Annotated in this window: 23 protein-coding genes; 15 read left to right on the top strand and 8 right to left on the bottom strand. The window is 62.6% G+C overall.

Features of this window, described 5'->3' with window-relative positions:
• Complete coding sequence (locus LHU53_RS18025; protein WP_227334174.1) at nt 1-651, top strand: amino acid ABC transporter permease; 651 nt, start codon at nt 1-3, stop codon at nt 649-651.
• A complete protein-coding gene (locus LHU53_RS18020) occupies nt 638-1372 on the top strand; it encodes an amino acid ABC transporter ATP-binding protein (protein WP_227334173.1) in 735 nt (244 codons plus the stop codon). Before LHU53_RS18025 ends, LHU53_RS18020 begins: the two co-directional genes overlap by 14 nt.
• Nucleotides 1373-1777: 405 nt before the next feature.
• On the opposite strand, the gene purU is transcribed toward LHU53_RS18020, so the two are convergent.
• From purU to LHU53_RS18000, 4 genes are all read right to left on the bottom strand, one after another.
• Nucleotides 1778-2626: a formyltetrahydrofolate deformylase gene (gene purU / locus LHU53_RS18015; RefSeq protein WP_227334172.1), complete on the bottom strand. Its 849-nt coding sequence runs from the start codon at nt 2624-2626 to the stop codon at nt 1778-1780.
• 132 nt (nt 2627-2758) lie between these two features.
• The gene (locus LHU53_RS18010) at nt 2759-3067 is read right to left on the bottom strand and encodes a DUF3567 domain-containing protein (RefSeq protein WP_227334171.1); all 309 of its coding nucleotides are present in this window, start codon (nt 3065-3067) and stop codon (nt 2759-2761) included.
• Between the two features lie 56 nt (nt 3068-3123).
• A complete protein-coding gene (locus tag LHU53_RS18005; protein ID WP_227334170.1) occupies nt 3124-4224 on the bottom strand; it encodes a DUF3108 domain-containing protein in 1101 nt (366 codons plus the stop codon).
• Nucleotides 4225-4244: 20 nt separating this feature from the next.
• Nucleotides 4245-4850, bottom strand: coding sequence for a MarC family protein (locus LHU53_RS18000; protein ID WP_227334169.1), 606 nt, complete (start codon nt 4848-4850; stop codon nt 4245-4247).
• Nucleotides 4851-5036: 186 nt separating this feature from the next.
• Between LHU53_RS18000 and LHU53_RS17995 the strand changes: the two genes are divergently transcribed.
• The 8 genes from LHU53_RS17995 (at nt 5037) to LHU53_RS17960 (ending at nt 12511) form a co-directional block, all read left to right on the top strand.
• Nucleotides 5037-6218, top strand: a complete 1182-nt coding sequence (locus tag LHU53_RS17995; protein WP_227334168.1) for an FAD-binding oxidoreductase — start codon at nt 5037-5039, stop codon at nt 6216-6218.
• A 73-nt stretch (nt 6219-6291) separates the two neighbouring features.
• The gene (locus tag LHU53_RS17990; RefSeq protein ID WP_227334167.1) at nt 6292-6576 is read left to right on the top strand and encodes a 2Fe-2S iron-sulfur cluster-binding protein; all 285 of its coding nucleotides are present in this window, start codon (nt 6292-6294) and stop codon (nt 6574-6576) included.
• Nucleotides 6573-7904, top strand: a complete 1332-nt coding sequence (locus LHU53_RS17985) for an FAD-dependent oxidoreductase (RefSeq protein ID WP_227334166.1) — start codon at nt 6573-6575, stop codon at nt 7902-7904. Before LHU53_RS17990 ends, LHU53_RS17985 begins: the two co-directional genes overlap by 4 nt.
• A 40-nt stretch (nt 7905-7944) precedes the next feature.
• A complete protein-coding gene (locus LHU53_RS17980; RefSeq protein WP_227334165.1) occupies nt 7945-8790 on the top strand; it encodes a transporter substrate-binding domain-containing protein in 846 nt (281 codons plus the stop codon).
• A gap of 49 nt (nt 8791-8839) precedes the next feature.
• Nucleotides 8840-9496, top strand: a complete 657-nt coding sequence (locus tag LHU53_RS17975) for an amino acid ABC transporter permease (protein ID WP_227334164.1) — start codon at nt 8840-8842, stop codon at nt 9494-9496.
• An 11-nt stretch (nt 9497-9507) separates the two neighbouring features.
• Nucleotides 9508-10293, top strand: coding sequence for an amino acid ABC transporter ATP-binding protein (locus LHU53_RS17970; RefSeq protein WP_304621940.1), 786 nt, complete (start codon nt 9508-9510; stop codon nt 10291-10293).
• 118 nt (nt 10294-10411) lie between these two features.
• Entirely contained in the window at nt 10412-11194 is a 783-nt protein-coding gene (locus tag LHU53_RS17965) for a PhaM family polyhydroxyalkanoate granule multifunctional regulatory protein (RefSeq protein WP_227334163.1), read from the top strand.
• Nucleotides 11195-11236: 42 nt separating this feature from the next.
• The gene (locus LHU53_RS17960) at nt 11237-12511 is read left to right on the top strand and encodes an FIST N-terminal domain-containing protein (RefSeq protein WP_227334162.1); all 1275 of its coding nucleotides are present in this window, start codon (nt 11237-11239) and stop codon (nt 12509-12511) included.
• A 284-nt stretch (nt 12512-12795) separates the two neighbouring features.
• Here LHU53_RS17960 and tgt read toward each other — a convergent pair whose 3' ends face one another.
• On the bottom strand, nt 12796-14001 hold the full coding sequence (gene tgt, locus LHU53_RS17955; RefSeq protein WP_227334161.1) for a tRNA guanosine(34) transglycosylase Tgt: 1206 nt from the start codon (nt 13999-14001) through the stop codon (nt 12796-12798).
• Nucleotides 14002-14153: 152 nt separating this feature from the next.
• On the opposite strand from tgt, the gene LHU53_RS17950 reads away from it, so the two are divergent.
• Nucleotides 14154-16388, top strand: coding sequence for an esterase-like activity of phytase family protein (locus LHU53_RS17950; protein ID WP_227334160.1), 2235 nt, complete (start codon nt 14154-14156; stop codon nt 16386-16388).
• Here LHU53_RS17950 and queA read toward each other — a convergent pair.
• A complete protein-coding gene (gene queA / locus LHU53_RS17945; protein WP_227334159.1) occupies nt 16385-17467 on the bottom strand; it encodes a tRNA preQ1(34) S-adenosylmethionine ribosyltransferase-isomerase QueA in 1083 nt (360 codons plus the stop codon). The two genes, LHU53_RS17950 and queA, sit on opposite strands and share 4 nt — an antisense overlap.
• 171 nt (nt 17468-17638) lie before the next feature.
• Here queA and LHU53_RS17940 point away from each other — a divergent pair, with 171 nt between their 5' ends.
• On the top strand, nt 17639-18295 hold the full coding sequence (locus LHU53_RS17940; protein WP_227334158.1) for an OmpA family protein: 657 nt from the start codon (nt 17639-17641) through the stop codon (nt 18293-18295).
• Between the two features lie 48 nt (nt 18296-18343).
• Here the strand turns inward: LHU53_RS17940 and LHU53_RS17935 are convergent, their stop codons facing one another.
• Nucleotides 18344-19081, bottom strand: a complete 738-nt coding sequence (locus tag LHU53_RS17935) for a Crp/Fnr family transcriptional regulator (RefSeq protein WP_227334157.1) — start codon at nt 19079-19081, stop codon at nt 18344-18346.
• Nucleotides 19082-19329: 248 nt separating this feature from the next.
• On the opposite strand from LHU53_RS17935, the gene LHU53_RS17930 reads away from it, so the two are divergent.
• Nucleotides 19330-19716: a response regulator gene (locus LHU53_RS17930; protein ID WP_227334156.1), complete on the top strand. Its 387-nt coding sequence runs from the start codon at nt 19330-19332 to the stop codon at nt 19714-19716.
• 7 nt (nt 19717-19723) lie between these two features.
• Here LHU53_RS17930 and LHU53_RS17925 read toward each other — a convergent pair whose 3' ends face one another.
• Nucleotides 19724-20362, bottom strand: coding sequence for a response regulator transcription factor (locus tag LHU53_RS17925; protein ID WP_227334155.1), 639 nt, complete (start codon nt 20360-20362; stop codon nt 19724-19726).
• 98 nt (nt 20363-20460) lie between these two features.
• Between LHU53_RS17925 and LHU53_RS17920 the strand changes: the two genes are divergently transcribed.
• Together LHU53_RS17920 and LHU53_RS17915 are read left to right on the top strand one after the other, a co-directional pair.
• On the top strand, nt 20461-21903 hold the full coding sequence (locus LHU53_RS17920; RefSeq protein ID WP_227334154.1) for a CHASE3 domain-containing protein: 1443 nt from the start codon (nt 20461-20463) through the stop codon (nt 21901-21903).
• 265 nt (nt 21904-22168) lie between these two features.
• Nucleotides 22169-23278, top strand: coding sequence for an acyltransferase (locus tag LHU53_RS17915; RefSeq protein WP_227334153.1), 1110 nt, complete (start codon nt 22169-22171; stop codon nt 23276-23278).
• Nucleotides 23279-23308: the final 30 nt, after the last annotated feature.

The raw sequence follows: 23308 nt of genomic DNA, 5'->3' as shown, positions 1-23308 counted from the left end.
ATGGTTGATTTTTCTCTGTGGGACATCGTACGCAATCTGCTGCTGGCATCACGCTGGACGATTGGACTTTCCATCATCGCCTTTGTGGGCGGAGGAACGGTGGGTTTGTTCTTGTTGATGCTGCGCCTGACCAAGTGGCCAGCAGTTGGTCCCATCGTCGCTGCTTACGTGCAGTTGTTTCAGGGTATTCCGCTGCTGGTGCAACTGTTCCTGGCGTATTACGGACTCGGCTTGTTTGGCATCAATACCTCGCCCTGGGTGGCGGCCGGCATTGGCCTGACGCTGTATGCCAGCGCTTTTTTGACCGAGATCTGGCGCGGCTGTGTGGCCGCAATCCCGCGCGGGCAGTGGGAGGCATCCGAAAGCCTGGCATTGAGTTTTTACGAGCAATTGCGCTACATCATCCTGCCACAGGCGGTTCGGATTGCGGTGCCGCCGACCGTGGGTTTTCTAGTGCAGGTCATCAAGGGCACTGCGCTGGCGTCGGTTATTGGCTTCATGGAGCTGACCAAAGTGGGCAAGACCATTGCCAATGCCACCTTCAGTCCGTTTTTGATTTTTAGTTGTGTTGCAGTGATGTACTTTTTGCTGTGCTATCCCATCAGCCTGTACGCCAAGCACCTGGAGAGGAAAATTCATGTCCATCGTTGATATCAAGGGCTTGCGCAAATCGTATGGCACGCACGAGGTGCTCAAGGGCATTGACTTGCAAGTGCAGGCTGGCGAAGTGATTGCCATCATTGGCAAAAGTGGCTCTGGCAAAAGCACGCTACTGCGCTGCATCAACGGGCTCGAAGAGTTCCAGAGTGGCAGCCTCAATGTGGATGGCAAACCGCTTCTGCACAACAACGCCGCCGCTATGCGCGAACTGCGCCAGCATGTGGGCATGGTGTTTCAGAGCTTCAATTTGTTCCCGCACCTCACGGTGGGCAAAAACATCATGCTGGCGCCGGGCCTAGTCAAAAAGAAGAACGCTTCGGCCAACGAAGCCCTGGCCCGCAAGCTGCTGATGCGCGTCGGTCTGGCAGAAAAGTTTGACGCTTTTGGTGAGCAGTTGTCGGGTGGGCAACAGCAGCGCGTGGCCATTGCCCGCGCGCTGGCTATGGAGCCCGCCGTGCTGTTGTGCGATGAGATCACCAGCGCGCTCGACCCCGAACTGGTGGGCGAGGTGCTGCGTGTGGTGGAAACCTTGGCAGACGAGGGCATGACGCTGCTGATGGTGACCCACGAAATGAGTTTTGCCCGCAAGGTGGCCGACCGCGTGATCTTCATGCACCAGGGGCTGGTGCACGAAATCGGCTCGCCAAGCGAGCTTTTTGGCAGCCCGAAAACACCAGAGTTGAAGCAGTTTTTGAGTTCGCTGCACGACTGAAGACCGTCACTGCGCGCTAGCTTCCAAGGCCGACGGTATGGGACGTGTGCCTGCAAAGCCTGGACCACCACCGTCGCGCCTGAGCCCTCGCCTATTTTCAGTTCCAAATCCAGCTTCGACACCCATAACGATTTGTCCACAGCCATCCCACCGCGGCGGCCCGTGGGCCGGACTATGACAGCTCTAATGGCCGGTTTGGAGAGGGCAAATCGCGAACAGCTACTACCGCTGACAGCCTTTTGCGACCGACAGAAACCAAATTTCGCCACGAAAGCTTTGTCAACCAGACGACAGTTCTTGTGATATCAAGGCGCTGATCGGTGAAGGGCGCGACTGATGCGCTTCGTGCTTGACAGCACGGTAGTTATGTACCGGGCTGCAACCGGCGCGCCGCTGGCTTGATGGTTATTTGAAAATCACCGTCTTGTGCCCGTTGAGCAGCACGCGGTGTTCACCGTGCCATTTGACGGCGCGGGCCAGCACCTGGCTTTCGGTGTCGCGGCCCAACGCGGTTAAATCTTCCACGGTTTTGCTGTGATCGACGCGGGCCACGTCCTGCTCGATGATCGGGCCTTCGTCCAGGTCGGCGGTCACATAGTGGGCGGTGGCGCCGATCAGTTTCACGCCGCGGTCATGCGCCTGGTAGTAGGGTTTGGCGCCCTTGAAGCTGGGTAAAAAGCTGTGGTGGATGTTGATGGCGCGGCCTGACAGGCTCTTGCACAGGTCGTTGCTCAAAATCTGCATGTAACGGGCCAGCACCACCAGTTCAGCTTCTTCGCTCTGGATGATTTCCAACTGCTTGGCTTCGACCTGCGCCTTGGTGGCGGCGGTCACGGGCAGGTGGTGAAACGGCACGTTGTAGCTGGCGGCCAGTTGGTAAAAGTCGCGGTGGTTGCTGATGATGGCGCGGATGTCCAGCGGCAGCAGGCCGCTTTTCCAGCGAAACAGCAGGTCGTTGAGGCAATGGCCTTCCTTGCTCACGAAAATGACGGTGCGCATCGGCTCGGCCTGTGCGTGCAATTGCCATTGCATCTCGAACGGCGCGGCAAAACCAGCCAGTTGGGTTTTGAGCTCGTCAAAGCTGAGTTTGGCGCAGGCAAACTGCACACGCATGAAAAACAGGCCGGTGCTCTGGTCGTTGTACTGGGCGGCTTCTTCGATGTTGCCGCTGCGTTCCAGCAAAAAGCCGGACACGGCGTGGACCAGGCCCAGGCGGTCGGGGCAGGAGAGAGTGAGGATGTAGACAGGGTTCATGGGGCCGTATTGTCGCAGGCCAATTTTCGCCAGGTGGAGACGGTTTGGCTGGAGATCACTACCGTGCCGGGGGCAGGACTGGTGCGGGGCCTGTCGCCGCACCCTCACCATTTCACGCTGCGGTATGAGCGATCAGTGCAGCACGACCGGATTTTGCGCCAGCTCGGCGTATTGCTCCAGCTTGTCTTCCACTTCTTCCTGGGTGGGCGTTTTGGCTTGCCAGGCGGTGATCTGCTGCTGGAACAGTTCGGCCCAAGAGCCATCCAGGTACACCTCTTTGCCGCTGCGTTTGTCCACAATCTCAAACCCGTGGCGCGCCAGGCGCGGCACGATCAGCAACTGCTCGCCTTCTTTCAGCGTGTCCGCAGGCACATCGGCTGCCACGGCATTGGCCAGCATGTGTGTCACAGAGTAGGTGTCAGAGTCGTAAAGGGTGTGCATGAACAAATTATGCTTGATTGATATTGACCGTGCAGTTGGGTGCCAAAGCGCCAATTTCAAGGGCCTGCGGGCTCGGTGGCCACCCAAACCTGGTCCACGTGGTCGCCATTGGCCTCGGTGATGCGGATGCGCGCAGGCAGGTAGCCCAGCTCGGGCGCCAGCCAGACCTCCACCTTTTGGTCGTACGGGCGACGTGGCTGACGCTCCAGCTTCACGGCAGGTAGGGCCCGCCCGGCCACATCCAGCGGCTCGATGGCTGCCAGCGTGAACAGCCAGATATCGGCCTCGCGCGGGCCGGTGGTGGGCACCGAGAGTGTGCTGCCAGACGGGTAGCGCTCGGGCGCGCTGGCCAGCAGGGCGCCCAGCTGCAGCAGCACACTCAGTCGGTCCTGCGCGCCGGGCAGCAGCACCGCATCGGGCGTGTTGGCACTGAAGCTGATTTTGTTTTCAGCGTAATTGAAGTGCGCCGCCAGTTCGCTGCGGTATTTGTCAGAAAAACGCTCGGGCGCCAGGCCGCTGGCAGTGATGTGGCCGCGGCTGGTCTGCTCGCGCGAGAGGCCAAACGCGCGGTAAGACAGGCGTGCGCTGTAGGTGTCGCCCTGGTTGAGCCACAGCAGTTCACCTTGCACCGGGAACGGGAATTTGCTGGTTTGCAGCGAGTAAATCAGCCGGGTCGAGGCGATCAAGCGATCCGCGCGGAAGGGCAGCGGCAAAGCGGCTGGCGCCGGGGTGGGGGTGGGGGCGGCTGAAGCTGTGGTGTCCAGGGTCGTCTGGGGATCAGGCGCCGAGGCGGGCGGTTCAGGCGGCGCGGCAGGTTCGGGCGGCGGCGACTGGGGCGGCTCGGGGTTGTGGGGCTGTGGTTCGGGTGACTGGGCAGTGGCTGCGGGGAGGGTGGCCGGGGCGGCCATGGCTGGGGGTGGTCGGCTGACCGGTTTGCGCGCTGCCTGGGGCGGCGGCATCGCCACCGGGCGGGGGGATGGTGGTGCCGGTTCGGGGACGACGGCGCGGGTGGCAAAGCGCAGGGCCGTGGGGGTACCGGCATCGGTGGCTGCCATCGGCACCGGCATCAGCTGCAACAGCCCCAGATGCGCCGTCAGCACCAGCCCACCCAGGGCCAGCCAGAGGAGCCGTGGCGAGCGGGCTGGCAGCGTGGCCATGGTGTGCACCGTCCGGGCCGTCAGGCACTTGCCAACTGCAGGACGAAGGTGCGGATGCCGCGCAGCATCATCTCGATCGACAGCGCCACCAGCACCAGACCCATCAGCCGCTCCAGCGCCACCACAAAACGGTCACCCGCCACGCGCTGGATGCGTTCAGCCAGCACCAGCACCACCGCACTCACCGTCATGGTGACGCACAGCGCGGCGATCCAGGTCAGGCGCTTTTCAGGTGCTTGCGACACCAGCAGCAGCACGGTGGCCAGCGCTGACGGCCCGGCAATGGCCGGAATGGCCAGCGGCACGATCAGCGGCTCGGTTGGCGCCTCTGGGGTGTCGGTGCCCTTGGGTGGCGGAAAAATCATCCGCAGCGCTATCAAAAACAGGATCACCCCGCCGCCAATCTGCAAGGACAGTTCGCTCAGGTTCATCACGCGCAAAAAACTCTCGCCAACAAACATGAAGGTCAGCAGCAGCACAAACGCGATCAGCACCTCGCGCAGGATGACGCGGGCGCGCCGTTCGGGCGCCACGTGTTGGAGCGCGTTGGCAAAGATCGGGATGTTGCCGATCGGGTCGGTGATCAGGATCAGCAGGATCGTGGCCGAGACAAAGGTGTAGTTCATGTGGCGTGCACCGCCGCCCGCGCGGCCAGCCCGGTGACCGCGATCGGGTGGCGCAACGGGGCGCAGAAAAAGGGGATCAACAGGCGGTTCATGGCTCACAGGATAGCAGGGCAGCGGCCGGCCTGGCGGCGGGCCGGATGAGGCGCAAGCGGTTAAGCTTCGCCCACGTCAACGCTGCCATGTACCTTGCTTACCCCTGAAATCTCCCGCTCCCACGGCGCGCGCCATGTCATCGTCATCGGCGCGGGCATTGTGGGCGCGGCCACCGCGTTTTTCTTGAGCCGTGCCGGAGCCCACGTGACGGTGTTGGATACCAGCACCCCGGCGGCGGGTGCCTCGGGGGCGTCGGATGGCGCGGTGTCGGTGGCCAGCAAACGCCCCGGTCCGATGATGGAGTTGGCCTGCGCCTCGCGCGCCATTTACCGTCAGCTGGTGCAGCACGGCGTGCTCACCGACATCTACCACGCCCGCCCCACCTACCTGTTTGCCCGCACCGACGAAGAGGTGGCCGTGATTGCCCAGCAAGGCGCCGATTTGATGGAGCTTGGCGAGCGTGTTTTGCCGCTGACGCATGCGCAGCTGATGCAGCGCGTGCCGGGCTTGGGCCGCCATGTGCTGGCAGGCATGAAGGTGCCCGACGACGGCCATGCGCTGGGTTACCGCGTGGTGGACCGGTTGCTGCAGGTGGCGAATGCGCCGGTGCGCCGCTTCACGCCGGTGCAGCGGCTGGTGGTGTCGGGCGGGCGGGTGGTGGGGGTTTTGACGCCGGACGGTCCCTGGGTGGCCGATGCGGTGGTGGTGGCCGCTGGCCTGGGCACGGCGGCGCTGGTGGGGCTGGACAACATCCTGATCCCGCGCAAGGGGCAGCTCATCGTCACCGACCGGGCTTCGTTGTCGGGGGCCGCCCTGCCAGGGCCGCTGATGTCGGCGGGTTATCTGGCGGCCAAGCGTCGTATGGTGCTGAGCCAAAGCAGCGCCAGCCTGGTGATCGACCCGCTGGTCACCGGCCAGTTTTTGATTGGCAGCAGCCGCGAAACCGGTTTTGCCGACCGCCAGACCGACATCCACACCGTGTCCACCCTGCTGCGCGAGGCGCTTGCCGTGGTGCCGGCGCTGGCCCAGCGGCGGGTGATCCGCACCTTTGCCGGGATCCGCATCGGCACCCAGGATGGCCTGCCGATCGTCGGGCGGCACCCGACGTTGCCTGGCCTGTTCATCGCTACCGGCATGGAAGGCGACGGCATCTGCCTGGCGCCAGTGGTGGGCTCGGCGGTGGCCGACATGGTGCTGGGGTTGCCTGCCAAAGTGGATGTGTCGGTGCTGGACCCAGCGCGTTTTGGCGACTTGCCGCTGTCTGACCCGCTCTGATGCCTGCTAAAGCCGCCCGGTTGACGGGTGACGGCATGCTGTTATCCTTGCAAATAGATTTGTCCAAATGAACATGCCAGCCCCCACATCCCACACGCTGTACTGGAACCAGTTGCCCGTGCCGTTTCACCCGGGTGAAACCATCGCGGCGGTCTTGTCGCGCGGTGGTATCCGGCAGTGGGGTGAGGCGGTGGGTGGCTTGCAGGCGCGTTATTTCTGCGGCATTGGCAATTGCCAGGCCTGTCTGGTGTGTGTGGACGGCGCCAGCCCGGTCGAGGCTTGCCTGACGCCTGCGCAAGATGGCATGCGCCTGACGCCCGCGCTTGCCACCAGCGATGTGGTCTGGAGCGCCCGATGACCACCCAGCCGGAGGTGCTGATCGTCGGCGCCGGGCCCGCGGGTCTGGCCGCATCGGTTGAATTGGCCAGCCATGGCGTGACCAGCCTGCTGGTGGAGCAGCGTGACCAGGTGGGCGGCGCCATTTACCGGCGTCATGCCGGCACCGGCAGCGTCACGTTGGTGATGCCCGAGCACCACCGCCGCAGGCGGGACGGGCTGATGCAAGGCCTGACGGACGCTGGCGAGCGGGTCACGCGTTGGATGCAATCGGTGCTGCTGGGCGTGGACCGCGATGGGCGGTTTTTGATCGACAACCGGCGGCTGGGGCGGGTGCAAAGTGTTCGCCCCAAGGCTGTGATTCTGGCCGTGGGCTCGGTCGAGCAGGTGAACCCACGTGAGGGCTGGGAGCTGCCCGGCGTGGTGACGGTGGGTGGTTTGCAGGTGCAGTTCAAGGAAACCGGCCGGACGCCCACCGGCCCGATTCTGCTGGCGGGCAGCGGCCCGCTGCTGCTGGCGCTGGCCGCGCAGCTGGCTGCGGCGGGGAACCCGCCGCAGGCGGTGCTGGAGCACGCCCAGCCCCTGGCGTCGATGTGGTGGCAGGGGCGCGCGGTGGTGCAGGCGCTGCGCAGCTGGCCCCAATTGCAGGAGGCCGCGCTGTACGCCCGGGAGCTGTGGCGTGCCCGCGTGCCGTATTTGATGGGCTGGCAGGTGGCCTCGGTGCAGGCCAAAGGCGCCGGTCTGTGGGTGACCGGGCAACACCACAGCGGTTTGCGCCGCCAGTTCCAGGTGCAGCATCTGGGCTTGCATGACGGGCTGCGCCCCAACACCACCGGTTTGCCCGCAGCTGGGCAGACTGACGCGGCCTGCATCGTGTTTGCCGGGGATTGCCGCGAGGTGCTGGGCGCTGGCGCCGCGGTGGACGACGGCAGAAAAGCGGCGCAGCAGGTGCTGCGTTATTTGGGCCACGCGCTGGCGGATGACCTGCGGCTGGACCAGGCCATCGCGACCGCACGGCGCACGCAAAGCGCGCTGGCCGAGCTGTTTCAGGCGCCGTCCAACATGCCCACCGCCAACACCGTGGTGTGCCGCTGCGAGGGTTTGCAACGCGCTGACTTTGACCGCCTGCAGACGGCAGGCTCGGCGCGTGAGCTGCGTCTGGTGGGCCGTTTTGGCATGGGCGCCTGCCAGGGCCGTTACTGCGCTGGCGCGGTCAGCGCCCTGGCGCGTGAGCATGGCGTGGTGTTCGATCCGGGTGCGCTGCACGGTGACACGCCGCGCTGGCCGCTGCGCCCGGTGGCGTTGACGGCGCTGGCCGCGTACGCGGATGACGACGTTGTTTCAAGTTAACCCCCGGCATCAAGGTGCCTTTTTTGAGAAGGAGAGACTGATGAAGACACATCCACGCCGCCGCGTCGTTCTGGGCGCCGTCGCCCTGGCTGCTGCCGTGTGCGGCGCGCCCGCCTGGGCGCAAGGCACGGCCGACATGGCCACCTGGGACCGCATCGCCAGCACCAAAACCCTGCGCATCGCCGCGGTGGCCGGGGGCGCGCCGAACTACCACAAAGACCTGGCCTCCGGGCAGTGGAGCGGCATCATGATCGACCTGGCCAACAACCTGGCGACCAAACTGGGTGCCAGGCTGGTGATTTCCGAGACCACCTGGGGCAATGCGGTGCTGGACTTGCAGTCCAACAAGATCGACATCTTTTTTGGTCTGAACCCGACGCCGCAGCGCGAGAAAGTCATTGCTTTCTCACAACCGCTGTACAACAACGCCTACAGCCTGATCGCCAAAAAGAGCTACACCCCCAAGACCTGGGAAGAGATGGACACGCCGGAGGTGACCATCGCGGTGGATGTGGGGTCGTCCTACGACAACCTGGTGACCGCCATGTACAGCAAAGCGAAGATTTTGCGCTTTGACAAGTCGGCAGACGCCACGCTGGCGGTGCAGACCGGCCGCGCCGATGTGCAGCCGCTGGTGGTGACGCTCTCGGCTGGCATCGTCAAAAAGAACCCGGGGATCGGCCAGGTGGTGGTGCCCCAGCCCATCAAAGGCACGTCCACCAACGCCGGGCTGCGTTTGGAGCCTGACCAGCGCTGGCGCGCCTACGTGGATGAGTGGATCGCCGAACTGCGCCGCACCGACGCCATCAACCCGATCGTGCTGGGCAACCTGGACAAACTCATGAACATCAAGCGCGAAGAAATCCCGGCCAACGTGAGTTTTTGATGCACCACGTTGATGCGGCGTTGACACAGCACTGAAGCGAGGAATGGGCGTGTACGAGTGGAATTTTGCTTATCTCTGGCAATACCGCCAGCTGTTTGCCAATGGCTTGATGGTCACGGTGGGCTACAGCCTGCTGTGCATCGTGCTGGGCTTGGCCGTGGGTCTGGTGGCCGGTATCGGCGGGCTGACCAAATCGCGGCTGATCCACTTGCCGTTGAAGTGGTACGTGGAGCTGTTTCGCGCCACGCCGGTGCTGGTGCTGATCATCTGGTTTTACTACGCGCTGCCGGTGCTCATCGGCGTGACGATGACGGCCTCGGTGGCCGCGGTGCTGGCCTTGTCGCTGTATGGCGGGGCGTTTTATGCCGAGATCATCCGCGGCGGCATTGTCTCAATTGACCCCGGCCAAAGCGACGCCGCACGGGCCCTGGGCATGACGCGCTTTCAGGTGATGCGCCGGGTGGTGTTGCCGCAAGCGCTGCGCCGCATGACGCCGCCGTTGATGAACCAGTCCATCATGCAGCTGAAAAACACCTCGCTGCTGTCGGTGCTGGCGCTGCCGGATCTGGTCTACCAAGGCCAGGCAGTGGCGCATGAAACCTACCGCCCGCTGGAGGCCTACACGCTGATCGCGCTGATGTACATCGCCATTCTGTTGCCCGCCAGCAAGCTGGTGCGGCGTCTTGAATCCCGACGCGCCGAGTAGCAAGCCAGACAATGAAGCACGCGAGACGCAAAGCCATGATCGACATCCAGGGACTCCAAAAAAGCTTTGGCGACCATGTCGTCCTCAAAGACATCCACATGCACATCGACAAAGGCGCGGTGGTGGCGCTGCTGGGGCCGTCGGGCTCGGGCAAGTCCACGCTGCTGCGCTGTGTGAACCTGCTGACCCTTCCCGACAAGGGCAGCATCCGCGTCGGCACCCACGAGATGACGTATTCGGGCGACGCCACGCGCCTGCCAGGCGACCGCGCGCTGGCGCGTTTTCGGGCCAACACCGGCATGGTGTTCCAGCATTTCAACCTGTTCCCGCACATGACGGCGCTGCAAAACGTGATGGAAGGCCCGCTCACCGTGCTGCGCACCCCCAAGGCGCAAGCGCGCGAACAGGCCCTGGCGCTGCTGGCCAAAGTGGGCTTGCAGGACAAGGCCGAGCAACACCCGGCGCAGCTCTCGGGCGGGCAAAAGCAGCGCGTGGCCATTGCCCGGGCGCTGGCCATGCAGCCACAGGTGATGCTGTTTGACGAAGTCACCTCGGCGCTGGACCCCGAGCTGGTGGGTGAGGTGCTGGGCGTGATCCGCGACCTGGCGCTTGATGGCATGACCATGATCCTGGTCACCCACGAGATGTCGTTTGCCCGCGAGGTGGCGGACCAGGTGGTTTTCATGCGCGACGGCGTGGTGCTGGAAAGTGGCCCCGCCGCCGAGGTCATCGACCGCCCGCAACACGCTGCCACCCAACAGTTTTTTGCCAGATACCACGCCGGGATGGTGGCCTGAACCGGCGTCATGGTGGCACCGCGCAAACTTCGCTCGATCAGGGCGTGAATCGACGCACAGTGCGTGGCGCGTTGGGGTAAGCTGCTGGTTCTTCCAGCCACACCCACAGGAGACCTTCATGAGCGACACATCCAGCGCCGGTTTTGCCCAGTTTGTACCGGGCTTTGACTTTTTGCAGAACCTGGCCAAGAGCACCTCGCAGGCCATCCCGCAGATGCCCAACATGGCCAACTGGATTGCGCCCACCCTCAGTGTGGAGGAGCTGGATAAACGTATCTCCGAACTCAAGGCGGTGCACTTCTGGCTGGACCAGAATTCGCGCGCGCTGGCCGCCACCGTGCAGGCGCTGGAAGTGCAAAAGATGACCCTGGCCACCCTGAAGGGCATGAACTTCAGCATGACCGACATGGCCAACGCCTTCAAACTCAAGGCCGCCGATACCGTGGCGTCCAGCATGCAAAAAGTCTCCGACACCGCCGCCGCTGCGGTGCAGACGGTGAGTGACGTCGCTGGCAAAACCGAAGAGATCGCCAAAAGCGTCACCGACGTGGCCAAGCCCGCCGCCGCGGCAGCCGTGGCAGGCATGGCCGACCCGATGCAGCTGTGGACATCGCTCACCCACCAGTTCCAGTCGATTGCCGCCAGCGCCATGGCCGAGGCTGGCAAGGTCAGCGCCATGGACATGGGCAAGAATATGCTCAAAGGGGCTGCCGCAGGGGCAGCCAAGGGCCTGGCCAAGCCAGCGGGCAAAGCGGCTCCCGCGCCGCGGGCCGCAGCCAAAAAAAGTGCGTCCAGAAGTGCACTGACCCCCACTGCCGCCCAACCTTCGGCCAAAACCGCGGCCAAAACGGCGACCAAAAAAGCAGCCACCGCAGCACCCAAGGCGGCCCGACGCCGCTAGCTTGTTGAGACACAGGGCGCGCACCCGCCCGAGGAGCCGATCGTGAAACTGTTCCCCTACGCACACGCCACCCACCCACGCTGGGAGATGGCCGCCGGCTTGGTGCTGGCGCAGTTGCGTGCCCAGATGACGCTGCACGGTTATGCCCGCAACCCGACGCTGGCCTTGCTCTACATCACCGACCGGTATGCCCAAGATGCGCAGGACATCCTGGCGCACCTCAGCGCCGAGCTGCCTGAGGTGACCGATTGGGCTGGCACGGTCGGCGTGGGCATTGCCGCCAACAACGTTGAATATGTGGACGAGCCTGCCATGGCCGTTATGCTGTGTGAGCTGCCCACCGACCAGTACCGCGTGTTCTCGGGCGTGGCGCCGCTGGGCATGGCGTTTGAGGCGCATTCGGCGCTGGTGCACGCCGACCCGCACACCACCGATCTGGCCGACCTGATTGCCGAGATGGCCGCGCGCACCGACTCGGGCTACCTGTTTGGCGGCCTCTCAAGCAGCCGGGGCAAGTCAGTGCAATTTGCGGTGGCGGGTGACGGCAATGTCAAAGGCCAGGGCGCCGCCAGCGGCGTCTTCAGCGGTGGCTTGAGTGGTGTGGCCTTTGGGCCTGGCGTGGCGATGGTCTCGCGCGTCACCCAAGGTTGCCTGCCGGTGGCCAAAGCGCACCACATCACCGGGGCTGAGCGTAATCTGGTGCTGACGCTGGACGGTGAACCCGCGCTGGAGGTGCTGATGCGCGAGCTGGGCGTCAGCCTGGAGGAGCCGCATGACGCGCTGCAGGCGGTGCGTGCCACGCTGGCGGGCATCACCGAGCGCGGCGCGTCGGGGCCATCCAGCGACTCGCCCACCATCACCCGCACCGGCAACTTTGGCAGCGATGTGTTGGTGCGCAACATCATCGGGCTGGACCCGATGCGCTACGGCGTTGCAGTGGCCTCCCCCGTCAAGGTCGGCATGGAGCTGGCCTTTTGCCAGCGCAACATACAGGCCGCCCGCGCCGACCTGATGCGCATCTGCGCTGAAATCCGCGAGGAACTCGAGCCGCAAGAGCTGGCGCTGGAATCGGCCACCGCGCTGGCCGCCAGCGAGGCCGAGGCCGCACCACACCCCGAGCGCGGCATCGCCGGGGCCATTTATGTGAGCTGCGCCGGGCGGGGTGGCGAACATTTCGGCGGGCCGAGCGCCGAGCTGCAGATCATTCGCCGTGCGCTGGGCGACGTGCCGCTGGTCGGCTTTTTTGCCGGCGGCGAAATCGCCCGCAACCACCTGTATGGCTACACCGGGGTGTTGACCGTTTTTACCGGGAATTGACGTGACATAACCGGTTGTCATGCCGGGCCCCGACCCGGCATCCATGCGTCCAAGTCACATCCGCGGTCGTGGCGATTCAGGTTCAGCGGGATGACCTGACCGGCTCAGAAAAAATCCAGCGGCTCAAAGTCATTTGCGCGACTTTTTGCTGTTTTAACCCGCGCTTCAAGCGGGTGGCGTCCTGCACCAGTTTCAGTTCTTGTGCAAGCCGTGGCAGCCAATGGCGTTGAAACATCCTTGCAATCCGGGAGTTTCATTCCATGATCTGCAAGGATAAATTCGACCTACACCCCGCGCGAGCGGTCTGCCTTGAACTGGGCGCGGAAGGCGCCAAAGGTGCCCGTTTCCAGCGCGGCCCGCATCTCCGCCATCAAATTCAGGTAGTAATGCAGGTTGTGGATGCTCGAGAGCATCGGGCTGAGCATTTCGGCGCAGCGGTCCAGGTGGTGCAGGTAGGCACGGCTGAAACCGCCACTCACTGTTCCGTCGGCCCGGGTCTGGCCCTTGCAGGCGTAACAGGTGCAGGTGGCGTCCAACGGGCCGTGGTCGGTCTTGTGGCGGGCGTTGCGGATTTTGAGGTCACCATAACGCGTGAACAGGGTGCCGTTGCGCGCATTGCGCGTGGGCATGACACAGTCGAACATGTCCACACCTTGCGCCACACCTTCGACCAGGTCTTCGGGTGTGCCCACACCCATCAGGTAACGTGGTTTGTGGGTGGGCAAGCGGTGTGGGCTGTGCGCCATGATGCGTAACATCTCGTCTTTCGGCTCGCCCACGCTGACGCCACCCACGGCGTAACCGGGGAAATTCATCGCCACCAACGCTTCCAGTGACTCCTGGCGCAGGTGCTCAAACATGCCGCCTTGCACAATGCCAAACAAGGCGTTGGGGTTTTCCAGCCGGGCAAACTCGTCCTGGCTGCGTTTGGCCCAGCGCAGGCTCATTTCCATGCTGGTGCGCGCTTCACGCTCGGTGGTGATCTGGCCCTTGGTTTTGGGCTCCACCGACAAATACGGTGTGCATTCGTCAAGTTGCATCACGATGTCGGAGTTGAGTGTGGTCTGGATCTGCATCGAGACTTCGGGCGACATGAAGAGTTTGTCGCCGTTGACCGGGCTGGAAAAGTGCACCCCTTGTTCGGTGATTTTGCGCATGGCGCCCAGGCTCCAGACCTGGAAACCGCCTGAGTCGGTCAGGATCGGTTTGTTCCAGCGCTCAAAACCGTGCAGGCCGCCAAAACTCTTCATCACGTCTTGCCCCGGGCGCATCCACAGGTGGAAGGTGTTGCCCAGGATGATCTGCGCGCCCATGTCTTCCAGGCTGGAGGGCATCACGCCCTTGACGGTGCCGTAGGTGCCCACGGGCATGAAGATCGGCGTTTGCACCACACCGTGGTTCAGGGTCAGGGTGCCACGGCGGGCGTGGGAGCCCGCGTAGCCAGTTTCAGCATTGGCGGGGTCGGTATGGAGCAGGTCGAATGTGAGCATGGGGCTATTGTCTTTGATCGTGGCATCGTCGCGTGCCGGGTGCAGGTCAGCGGGCCAGTGTCACCAAATCGTCACGTGATCGACATAGGATTTTCTCTTGAGCAGGTGACAGCAGGCGCTGTGTCACCCGCCTTTTACTTTAGGAATAACCCATGTCACGTTCACGTTCCCCGATCCAGGTCGCCCTGGTGTTGGCTTGCGCACAAGCCTTGATGCCCGTTCTGGCACAACCCGCCGCCACAACGGGTAGCTATTTCAACCGCGTGGCCACTTTTGAGGCCTACCGCAATGTGCCCGAAGGCCGCGCCGTCAGCAAAAAGTCGGTGGCCGAAATTGTGGCGGCCAGTGCCGATGGCCGTTGGCTGGCCTACACCGACGGTGAACAGCAGGGTATTGGTTTCATTGACATCAGCAAGCCTTCTCAGCCCAAACCAGCCGGTTTTGTGCCGGTCGATGGTGAGCCGACCTCGGTGGTGTTTGCCCATGGCAAAGTGCTGGCTGCGGTGAGTTCTACCCGCCAGTTTGACCAACCCGAAGGTCATCTGGCGGTGCTGGACTTTGCCAGCCGCAAGCTGGTGGCCCAATGCCCGCTGCGTGGTCAGCCTGATTCGATTGCCCTGGATGCTGGCACCCAACATGCGGTGATCGTGATCGAGAACGAACGTGATGAAAAGCGCAACAAGGGCGCCATTCCCCAGTTGCCCGGTGGCAACCTGAGCATCGTGCCGCTCAATGCCCAAGGTTTGCCGGATTGCACACGGCTGCACCCGGTGTCTCTGGCCGGTTTGGCCGAGATTGCGCCGAGTGACCCGGAGCCCGAGTTTGTCAAGGTCAATCGCCAAGGCGTGGCCGTGGTGTCCTTGCAGGAGAACAACCACCTGGTGCTGGTCGATGTGGCCAAACGGGCGGTTCTCAAACATTTCTCTGCGGGCACGGTGAACCTCAAAGAGGTCGACACCCAGCGTGACGGCAACATCCAACCAACTGACTCCCTGACCGGTGTGCTGCGTGAGCCCGATGCAGTGGCCTGGCTGGATGACAAACGGTTTGTCACCGCCAACGAAGGTGACTACAAGGGTGGTTCGCGCAGTTTCTCCATCTTTAACACCGCCGGCACCCTGGCCTGGGACAGTGGCAACTTCCTGGACCATGAGGCGATCCGCCTGGGCCACTATCCAGAAGCACGTTCGGGCGCCAAAGGCAACGAGCCTGAGAGTGTGGAAGTGGGTATGTTCGGCAAGGATCGTCTGATTTTTGTGGGTTCGGAGCGCTCCTCACTGGTAACGGTGTGGCGTGACCGGGGCGCTGGCCAGTCACCGCAGTACCTGCAGGCCTTGCCCGCAGGCAGTGGCCCCGAAGGTGTGCTGGCCATCCCGCAACGCAATCTGCTGGTGGTGGCCAGTGAAAACGACGGTGCGGCCCGCTCGGGCGTGATGATTTACCAGCGGGGTGCCGAGCTGCCCGCCTATCCCACGCTGATGTCGAGTGACAGCGCCAGCGGCACACCGATTCCTTGGGGCGCGCTTTCTGGTTTCTCTGCTGATCGCCAGAAAGCGGGACGTTTGTGGGCGGTGACCGACAGCGCTTATGCCACAACACGCATCCTGCAGATCGACGCCAACTTCAGCCCTGCGCTCATCACCGCAGCGATCACCGTCACCAAGGATGGCAAACCGGTGGGTTTTGACGGTGAAGGCATCGCGCAGCGCGCCGACGGCGGTTTCTGGATCGCGTCCGAGGGGGACCCTGACAAGAAGTCAGGTCCCCTGAAAGACATGCTGGTCCGGGTCAATGCCAAGGGTGAAGTGCAGGAGGAGATCACCTTGCCCGAGAGCCTGAGCCGCCACGCTGTGCGTTTTGGCCTGGAAGGGGTCGCCACCACCGGTGAAGGTGCGCAAGAACAGGTGTGGCTGGCGGTACAGCGGGAGTGGAAGGACGACCCCAAGGGGATGGTGAAGATTCTGCGCTACACCCCGGCCACCCAAACCTGGGGTGTGCTGCATTACCCACTCGACACCACGGCGGTGGCCGGTGGCTGGGTTGGGCTGTCGGAGATCACAGCCGTCGGTAACGACAGCTTTGTGGTGATCGAGCGTGACAACCAGTTTGGCGACCAATCCCTCAAAACACTCAAAGCCTTCTCTGTGGCTGGGTTGCAACCTGCCGCACCAGGCGACAGCAAGGTGCCGGTGGTGCACAAGCGCCTGGTGCGTGATCTGGTGCCTGATTTGCAAAAGCAGCACGGCCATGTGCTCGACAAGGTCGAGAGTTTTGCGGTGGACGTAACCGGTCAGGCCTTTGCCGTGACCGACAACGACGGTGTGGAGGGTGGCGCCAGTGGTGAAACGCAGTTCTTGCGTTTGGGCCAGTTGCCTGGCCTGCGTTAAGGCTGGCGGGTCAGCAGCATGGCGTCGCCATAACTGAAGAATCGGTACTTTTCCTGGATGGCGTGGGCATACAGCGCCATGATGTGCTCATAACCCGCAAAGGCGCTCACCAACATCATCAGGCTGGACTTGGGCAGGTGGAAGTTGGTGATCAACGCGTCCACCAGTTTGAACTCAAAGCCTGGGGTGATGAAGATACGGGTGTCGCCAGTGCTGGTGCCCGATTGCGCCCAGGACTCCAGCGTGCGCACGGTGGTGGTGCCCACGGCCACGATGCGTCCACCACGTGCCCGGCAATCGGCAATCGCCTGCTGGGTGGCCGCAGGCACCTCGTACCACTCGCTGTGCATCTGGTGTTCGGACAGGTTCTCGGTCTTGACCGGTTGAAACGTGCCGGCACCCACATGCAGCGTGACCTGGGCGCGTTGCACCCCCAGCGCGTCAATCTGCGCCAACAAGGCCTCGTCAAAATGCAGGGCTGCGGTGGGTGCGGCTACGGCACCTGGGTTTTTGGCGAACACCGTCTGGTAACGCCGTGCGTCTTCTTCCGAGTCGGTATGGGTGATGTAGGGTGGCAAAGGCACATGCCCATGACGGCTCATCAGGGTGTAGGGGTCGTCACCCGCGTCGTTGGACAACACAAAGCGAAATAACGCGCCTTGTTCATCGGGCCAGCGGCCCAGTAGGGTGGCGCTTAAGTGGTCCTGGCTGCCGGGTGCACTCACCAGGGCCACGGTGGTGCCAACCTCGGGTTTTTTGCTGACGCGCATGTGGGCTGCCACCTGGTTGCCACCCAGCACCCGCTCCACCAGCAGTTCGAGCTTGCCGCCGGTCGGTTTTTCGCCAAACAGTCGGGCGTTCATGACCTGGGTGTCGTTGAAGACCATCAGGTCGCCGGGTTGCAGCAACGCAGGCAAATCCCTGAACACACGGTCTACCGGGCTGGCGCTGCGGCCATCCAGCAGGCGCGAGCCGCTGCGCTCGGGGGCTGGGTGTTGGGCAATCAACTCGGGTGGCAGCTGGAAGTCAAAGTCACTGAGGGTGAAGCTGCGCTGGGCGCTTGGGGACGGTATGTTCATGGTGCTTGAGGGGCGGACAGGCCCCGTGCCAAGTGGATGGAGCGTGAGATTGTCGCAGTGCCCTGGTTTGGGATGCGGCAGCCCGGCGGGGCTGTGTTGGCCAGCGCACGTTGTGAAATAGGTGTGGATGGTATAAGTTATGTTTTTCTAACAACTTCCCAAGGAAACACCATGAACATCTCAACATCTTCTGCTCGCCTGACCACCGTCGGTCTGACGGCTGTGGCTTTGTTGATCGGCGGCTGTGCCAATATGTCAGATGCTCAGCGCAGCGCCGCCATCGGTGCTGGCGTGGGCGCGCTGGCAGGGGCTGCCATTGGTGACAGCTCCAAATCAGCCGCCATTGGTGCCGGTGTGGGTGCGCTGGGTGGCTATATCTGGTCGAACCAGATGGCACAGAAAAAAGCCGCCATGGAGCAGGCCACTGCCGGTACCGGCGTGGCCGTGACGCAAACCGCTGACAACCAGCTCAAGCTGAACATTCCGAGCGACATCTCGTTTGACACCGGTCGCGCCAACATCAAGCCCAATCTGCAGCCGATCCTGAACCAGTTTGCTCAAGGCTTGTCCAGCCAGCCCAACACTGAAATCCGTATCATCGGCCACACCGACAGCACCGGCTCGGATGCCGTCAACAACCCGCTGTCGATCAACCGTGCAGCCAGCGCACGCGACTACCTGGCCGCACGTGGGGTGGATTCACGCCGCATCCAGATTGATGGCCGGGGTTCGCGTGAACCGATTGCGGACAACAGCTCCGAAGCAGGCCGCGCCAAAAACCGCCGTATCGAGATCTTCCTGGCCGAACGCGCGAACGCTGCACGTTAAGGACGAATCTGACAAAAGCGCGGGCTGCTCTGTGGCCCGCGCTTTTTTTTATGCTGCCAGCGGTAAGGGCAGAGGCATCGTGCTTTGGTATTGTTTCTTGGCTGCGGCATAACACTCGCAGGCCCCACGCTCCAGGCGCTGCCGATCCAGCACGGTGACATGACCTCGGCGATAACGGATCACGCCGCTGAGCTGCAGTTTGTGCGCCGCAGTGGTGATGCTTTCACGCCGCACCCCCAGCAGGTTGGAGAATTGTTCATGGGTCATGGCCAGCTCAGGTTGGGGTGAGCGGTCCAGACCAATCAGCAGGCGTCGGCAGAATTTCTGCTCGACGGAATGGAAGTGGTTGCACACGGCCAGCTGTGCCATTTGTGCAACCTGGGCATGGGCGTAACGCAGCAGCAAGGGCAAGGCCGGTCCGCCTTGCGACAGTTCGTGCCGCACCGCATGGGCGTTCAAGCGGTAACCGTGCCCGGCACTTTGCACCACAGCCTGGGTGGCGATGGTGCTTGCGCCCATCAGCACATCGATGCCAATGACACCGTCGTTGCCCACCGCACCAATTTCGGTGGATGCGCCGTCGCGTGTGATGTACAGCAAGGACACGATGGCCGTGGTCGGAAAGTACACATACGCAGGGGTGGCGCCAGAGGTGTACAAGGATTTGTCCAGAGGCAGGTCGACGAACTCGAGTTGGTTGCGCCAGCGAGCCCACACCGACTCGGGTAACGCGGCCAAGAAGTGGTTTTGCCGTGGATCGCCAGTGGGGCGTGAGGGGATGTGCATCGTGCTCTCCTGGTGGTTGGTGTCGGTTTGGATGATGCCCACCGACCTGTTTCCGGGCTATCAGCCACCACCCCCAAGCGCTGTGGGCCTTGTCCTACAAAGTGACTAGCCTAGCGCCTCCTTTCAGCTACTGATATCGTGCAAGTTGCGGTCTTGTCCTACAGCGTTCTGGCCAACTTTCCGATATCCTGGGTGCCGAAAACCAACCTATGGGCGGTTGTTTTGCCAAACGAGAGGTCGTTTTTGTTGTGAGCTTGCGCATTTTTCTCGTTGAAGACAGTTTGACGATCCGTGTCAGTTTGATGGACATGCTGACGGACCTTGCGGATGCCTGCCTGGTGGGTGTTGCGGAGCAACAGGCCGATGCGATTCAGTGGCTGAGCGAACATCCTGACGGATGGGATGTGGCCATTGTGGATATTTTCCTCAAGCGCGGATCAGGTTTGCCTGTGCTCAGTGCCTGCGCTGGCCGCTCTCCCAAACAACGGGTGCTGGTGTTGTCCAACTACGCCACGTCTGAGATGCGTGCGCAGGCTTTGCGTTTGGGGGTGGACCGCGTGTTTGACAAGTCGCAGGATGTGGACGCGTTGATCGACTACTGCCGCCAAGTGGGTCTGGATGTGAAGCTGCCCTGAGCCGCTCTCAATCCAGCAGCCCGTTTTTCAGGGCGTAGTAGGTCAGATCACTGTTCGAGGCCAAACCCATTTTCTCCAGGATGCGGGTGCGGTAGGTGCTCACGGTTTTGGCGCTCAGGAACAAGGATTGGGCAACATCACCCACGGTTTCACCTTTGGCCAGGCGCAGCAACACCTGCAGCTCGCGCGCGGACAGTTGTTCATGCGCTGCAGCGTCGTTTGGCCGGTTCAGTTGGCCAGCCAACAGGTCGGCAATCTGAGGCGTGATGTAGCGGTTGCCACCCGCAATGCGACGTACTGCCGCCAAGACGTCTTCGGGTTCGCATTGTTTGTTGAGGTAGCCGCTGATGCCACGGCGTAACAAGGACACGGCGTAGTGCTCCTCGGGGTAACCGCTCAAGATCAGGATGCCCAAGTCGGGCGCGTGGGCTTGGATCCTGGCCAACACGTCCATGCCCGACTGTTTGGGCATGGAGATATCCAGGATCAGGACATCAAGCTGGTGTTGACGCACCACCTCCAGCGCCTGGGCGCCATCACCAGCTTCGGCGACGACCTCAATGTCGGGCTGGTCCGTGAAGAAGCCTCGCAGGCCGCTGCGTACCAAGACATGGTCGTCGATGATGGCAATTTTGATGTTTGTCATGATGCGGTAGGTGGCCAATTATGATGGCGGCGCAGCTCAAATCCGTAGCGCCCTGCGGTCAAGCGCAATTTGCATCAGGGCTGGCAGTGAGACGAACGATGCGTACATACGGGAACGGGTTCAGTGTGATTGACAGCGTCCGCCAACACGTCTGGACAAAGACGGCCCGCAAATGGTTATCCAAGCAGCCAGTGATTTTGGGCTTGGCGGTGATGGTCGCTATTTTGTTGATCGTGGCGAATGAGCTCAATTTTGACGCCGCCAGTGAAGCTTCTCACACCAATGCTGTTGTCGCCGAGCGACAGACCAGGATCTACGATGTGCAGCGTCTGTTGCTGGACGCTGAAACCGGGCAACGGGGTTACATGCTCACCGGCGATCCGAGGTATTTGCAGCCCTATACCCATGCCGTGACCGAAGTTGATGCGTCGCTCAACAGCCTGCGGGCGCTCGTTATGTCCAATGCCCAGATGATGTCCGAATTCGCCGTGTTTTCGCGCGCCATTTCTCGCAAACTGGCAGAGCTGGAGCTCACGATCAAACTGCGCCAATCTGGCGCTGAACATGAACCCTGGCAGACCGTGATGAAAACCGGACTGGGGCGTCAGTACATGGAGGCCGTGCGAGCTGCCTCAGATGCGTTGCTGAAATCGGCAGCCCAAGATTTGACACGGCAAACTGCCAAGCTCCAGAAAAGCTTGCAGGCGTCGCGTCTGAGCTTTTTGATCTCGGCGCTTTTTTGCTTGCTGGCGTTTGGACTGTATTTGCGTGGCTCGACCAAGTTGCATGAGGCCTCGCAAAGGCGCGCCCAAGATCTGCAGCACGAAAAAGTAAAACTGGAAGGCTTGGTGGCACTGCGCACCGCTGAACTGGAGCGGCTGGCTAACCATTTGATCAATGTGCAGGAGCGCGAGCGCGAGCGTTTGGCCCGGGAATTACATGACGAGCTGGGCTCCTTGCTCACGGCGGCAAAGTTCGATGTGGCGCGTGTCAAATCCAGGTTGCCAGCCGACCCACCCGACCTGCACGAACGACTGAGTCATTTGACGAGCACGCTCAATGCCGGGATCGCCATCAAGCGAAAAATCATCGAGGATTTGCGCCCCTCGTCCTTGTCCAACCTGGGCTTGCCTGCGGCGCTGGAGATTTTGGCGCAGGAGTTCAGAGCCAACACACAGTTGACGGTGGAGACCAGTGTGGACGACGTTGAGTTGGACGAGGCGCAACAACTGGGGGTGTACCGCCTGGTGCAAGAGGCCTTCACCAACATTGCCAAACACGCCCATGCCAATCGGGTGCAGGTGCTGGTGAAAAATTACTGGAACCATATTGAGGTGGTGGTGAACGACGATGGTGTCGGTTTTGACGCAGGGCAAAGCAAGAACGCGACTCATGGTTTGTCGGGCATGCGACAGCGCATGCATGCGCTGCAAGGTCGCCTCGAACTCAACTCGGCCCCCGGACAAGGGACCACCATCAAGGCCATTTTGCCGCTGGGTTTACCCGCTGTTGCGGACGTGGCGCCTCATCCGGTCGCTTGAATGCCGCCGCAGGAGGTGCCCATCAGGTCGAGGCTGAGGGGCTGATGCCCGGTCCAGGCCAGGATGTTCATCAAGTAAAGTAGACCCTTTTGCGAAGGTGCTTGCCCTGCTTGGGCCAGCCAAGGGTCAGAGGACGTGCTGCCGGAGTTGGGTGGTGGTGTTGTGCGCTCGGTTGTGCGTGGTGGCTACCGGCTCAGTTTGGCCCAGGTCGGCCACCGTGCACCAGCCTTGAGCACCGTTTGCAAGCAGCCTCTTTCCCCATCACATGTCTTCACTTCTTACCCTCGCCCGCCCGGCGTCCCGGCAGCGTCTGCCCTTGGTGGATGCGTTCAAAGCGGTTGCCTCGCAGCTGATCGTCTTGCACCACCTTGCCTTTTACGGCCCGCTGTCCGATGGCGCCTATCTGCTGGCCCCCGATCTGGTGGCCTGGTTCAGCCAAGATGCACGTATGGCGGTGCAGGTGTTCTTGGTGGTGGCCGGTTTTCTGGCGGCGCGCAGCCTGGCGCCCGAGGCGGTACTGGTGACGCCCAATCCGTTGGCCCAGTTGTGGCAGCGCTATGTGCGCGTGGCCTTGCCCTACATCGCAGCGCTGCTGGTGGCCATGGCCTGCACCCAACTGGCTGGCCACTGGATGCAGCATGACTCCTTGCCCGATTCACCCACATTGTGGCAGTTTGTCAGCCATGTGTTGCTGCTGCAGAGTGTGTTGGATATGGACTCACTCTCGGCCGGGGTCTGGTATGTGGCGATTGATTTCCAGCTGTTTGCCTTGCTGCTGCTGCTGCTCTGGGCGGCGCGCCGCTGGCCCGACGCGCCGTCTACACAACGGCGGCGCCTGGCGCGGGCGTTGGTGTGGGCGCTGGGGCTGGCGTCCCTGTTTTATTTCAACCGCGATGCCGACTGGGACAACTGGGCGCTGTACTTTTTTGGGGCCTACGGCCTGGGTGCTTTGGCGTACTGGTTCAGTCAACTGCCTTCGGGGCGGGCGCGGCGCTGGCGCATGTGGGCGCTGGTGCTGTTGACGCTGCTGGCGCTGGTGGTTGAGTTCCGCACGCGTATTGCCTTGGCGCTCACGGTGGCGCTGGTGCTGGCCTGGTCGCTGCGCAAGGGCTGGCTCTACAGCTGGCCACGCAGCCCGGTGCTGGCCTACCTGGGCCAGATTTCCTACTCGGTGTTTTTGCTGAATTTCCCGGTGGCCCTGGTGGTCAATGCCTGGTTCACGCGTTATGGCTCAGACCATGTCTGGGTGCAGACGGCAGGGGTGCTGGTGGCCTGGCTGGTCTGCAACTTGGCCGGTGCGGCTTTTTACCATCTGGTGGAGCAAAAACTCAGTCGACTCGGGCGGCCCAGCGCGCCGCAGACCTTGTCCGCCTGAGGTGGCTGCGCGCTCAGGCTGTTGCCCCGT

It is taken from the genome of Rhodoferax sp. U2-2l, from assembly GCF_020594515.1.
In the GTDB taxonomy this organism is placed as follows: Bacteria; Pseudomonadota; Gammaproteobacteria; order Burkholderiales; family Burkholderiaceae_C; genus Rhodoferax.
The sequence above is the reverse complement of the archived record's forward strand: the minus strand, read 5'-3'. Positions and strand labels throughout refer to the sequence as shown.

What these genes read in the sequence shown, in the direction of transcription:
- LHU53_RS18025 (WP_227334174.1), top strand. Translation starts at nt 1, where the DNA reads ATGGTTGATTTTTCTCTGTGGGACATCGTACGCAATCTGCTGCTGGCA.
- LHU53_RS18020 (WP_227334173.1), top strand. Translation starts at nt 638, where the DNA reads ATGTCCATCGTTGATATCAAGGGCTTGCGCAAATCGTATGGCACGCAC.
- purU (WP_227334172.1), bottom strand. Translation starts at nt 2,626, where the DNA reads ATGAACCCTGTCTACATCCTCACTCTCTCCTGCCCCGACCGCCTGGGC.
- LHU53_RS18010 (WP_227334171.1), bottom strand. Translation starts at nt 3,067, where the DNA reads ATGCACACCCTTTACGACTCTGACACCTACTCTGTGACACACATGCTG.
- LHU53_RS18005 (WP_227334170.1), bottom strand. Translation starts at nt 4,224, where the DNA reads ATGGCCACGCTGCCAGCCCGCTCGCCACGGCTCCTCTGGCTGGCCCTG.
- LHU53_RS18000 (WP_227334169.1), bottom strand. Translation starts at nt 4,850, where the DNA reads ATGAACTACACCTTTGTCTCGGCCACGATCCTGCTGATCCTGATCACC.
- LHU53_RS17990 (WP_227334167.1), top strand. Translation starts at nt 6,292, where the DNA reads ATGCCAGCCCCCACATCCCACACGCTGTACTGGAACCAGTTGCCCGTG.
- LHU53_RS17985 (WP_227334166.1), top strand. Translation starts at nt 6,573, where the DNA reads ATGACCACCCAGCCGGAGGTGCTGATCGTCGGCGCCGGGCCCGCGGGT.
- LHU53_RS17980 (WP_227334165.1), top strand. Translation starts at nt 7,945, where the DNA reads ATGAAGACACATCCACGCCGCCGCGTCGTTCTGGGCGCCGTCGCCCTG.
- LHU53_RS17970 (WP_304621940.1), top strand. Translation starts at nt 9,508, where the DNA reads ATGAAGCACGCGAGACGCAAAGCCATGATCGACATCCAGGGACTCCAA.
- LHU53_RS17965 (WP_227334163.1), top strand. Translation starts at nt 10,412, where the DNA reads ATGAGCGACACATCCAGCGCCGGTTTTGCCCAGTTTGTACCGGGCTTT.
- tgt (WP_227334161.1), bottom strand. Translation starts at nt 14,001, where the DNA reads ATGCTCACATTCGACCTGCTCCATACCGACCCCGCCAATGCTGAAACT.
- LHU53_RS17950 (WP_227334160.1), top strand. Translation starts at nt 14,154, where the DNA reads ATGTCACGTTCACGTTCCCCGATCCAGGTCGCCCTGGTGTTGGCTTGC.
- queA (WP_227334159.1), bottom strand. Translation starts at nt 17,467, where the DNA reads ATGAACATACCGTCCCCAAGCGCCCAGCGCAGCTTCACCCTCAGTGAC.
- LHU53_RS17940 (WP_227334158.1), top strand. Translation starts at nt 17,639, where the DNA reads ATGAACATCTCAACATCTTCTGCTCGCCTGACCACCGTCGGTCTGACG.
- LHU53_RS17935 (WP_227334157.1), bottom strand. Translation starts at nt 19,081, where the DNA reads ATGCACATCCCCTCACGCCCCACTGGCGATCCACGGCAAAACCACTTC.
- LHU53_RS17925 (WP_227334155.1), bottom strand. Translation starts at nt 20,362, where the DNA reads ATGACAAACATCAAAATTGCCATCATCGACGACCATGTCTTGGTACGC.
- LHU53_RS17920 (WP_227334154.1), top strand. Translation starts at nt 20,461, where the DNA reads ATGCGTACATACGGGAACGGGTTCAGTGTGATTGACAGCGTCCGCCAA.
- LHU53_RS17915 (WP_227334153.1), top strand. Translation starts at nt 22,169, where the DNA reads ATGTCTTCACTTCTTACCCTCGCCCGCCCGGCGTCCCGGCAGCGTCTG.